The organism is Pseudoalteromonas sp. BMB (assembly GCF_001709235.1).
Classification (GTDB): domain Bacteria; phylum Pseudomonadota; class Gammaproteobacteria; order Enterobacterales; family Alteromonadaceae; genus Pseudoalteromonas; species Pseudoalteromonas maricaloris.
In genome coordinates this window covers 1-1,433 of record NZ_MBQA01000212.1, presented here as the reverse complement: position 1 = coordinate 1,433, position 1,433 = coordinate 1, and the positions used below count along the sequence as shown (strand labels likewise).

Sequence of the window (1,433 nt, the reverse complement as noted above, 5' to 3'; positions counted from 1 at the left end):
GTTTATGGAGCAGGTGGCGGCCCATCCAGATAAGATTGCGGTGGTTTATGAAGGGCAACAATTAACATATCAAGCGTTATACGAGCAAAGTCATGCCCTAGCGGTATACCTGCAAGCGCAGGGGGTCAAACCGGATAGCTTGGTAGGACTGTGTGTAGATAGAACACCAGAAATGATGGTTGGTCTACTGGGTATCTTGATGGCTGGTGCTGCGTATGTACCGCTAGATCCTAAGTTACCAGATGAACGTATACGCTATATGCTTTCCGATAGTGACACTGGACTAGTTTTAACCTCTCATGCATTTAGTCAGCGCCTAAAAGTGCTTTCTGATGAGAGTGTAGAGTTGTTGGCTTTAGATACGCAATGGACCGAGGTTGTCTCTTTTGTCGAGCACAATAATGTTGGCGAGCTGGTGTTAAATAGAGAGGTAAATGCTTCTAATCTTGCGTATGTGATCTATACATCGGGATCAACGGGGACCCCCAAAGGAGTGATGGTTGAACACTATATGGTTGTCGATTACGCATACTCTGTTTACAAAAAGATGGAATTAACAGATTGCGAGTCATTTATTGCATTATCTACCTTCTCTGCTGACCTTGGTAATACAGCATTGTTTATACCAATAATATTCGCTAAATCACTTCACTTGGTGTCGAATGAAATGGTCTTTGCACCTGATAAATTTAAACAGTATGTGGACCAGCACCGCATCGATTGTATTAAAATGACACCATCACATTTCGAGATGTTCAAGTTATCAGAACATGAAATGATCATTGCTAATAAAGTTCAGATCTTTGCAGGAGAGCCTCTGCCTCAGTCTATTGTCAAAGCGGTGAAAAGGCTTAACCCACTTTGCCGAGTGTATAATAATTATGGACCTACAGAGACTTCAATTGCGAAATTATCTACTTCGAATCTTGCAGCTACGACATCGCTGGATATCCATCTTGGTAAAGCACTCAATAACACTCAGCTATATGTTTTAGATAAAGCTAATAACCTTGTTCCTACAGGTGTCCCCGGAGAATTATTTATTGCCGGGGATGGGGTCGCCAGAGGATATATGAATCGAGCAGACTTGACTGCTGAAAAGTTTCTAAATAATCCGTTTCATCAGCTCTTTCTTTGGCAAGGGAAGCGAATGTATCGAACTGGCGATTTAGTGCGTTGGCGCGTTGATGGGAATATTGAGTATCTTGGTAGAATAGACAGTCAAATCAACATTCGAGGCTTCCGTATCGAAGTAGGTGAAATAGAAACATGTCTGAATTTACATCTAGATATTAAGGATTGTGCAGTCATTGCCTACGGTAATGAAGAGAATAAAAAGTTGGTAGCTTTCTACACTGTGAATGACACGAAAGTACTTAATAATGAAGAACTACAGGCTTATCTGAATCAATCATTACCCGAGTACATGTTAC

The 1,433-nt window shown here is 41.3% G+C and carries 1 protein-coding gene; it reads left to right on the top strand.

The genetic code is table 11. From position 1 onward, the window contains the following. Positions 1-13: 13 nt before the first annotated feature. Positions 14-1,433: non-ribosomal peptide synthetase (locus BB427_RS22305; RefSeq protein ID WP_254663687.1), on the top strand; the 1,420-nt coding region annotated here is incomplete at its 3' end.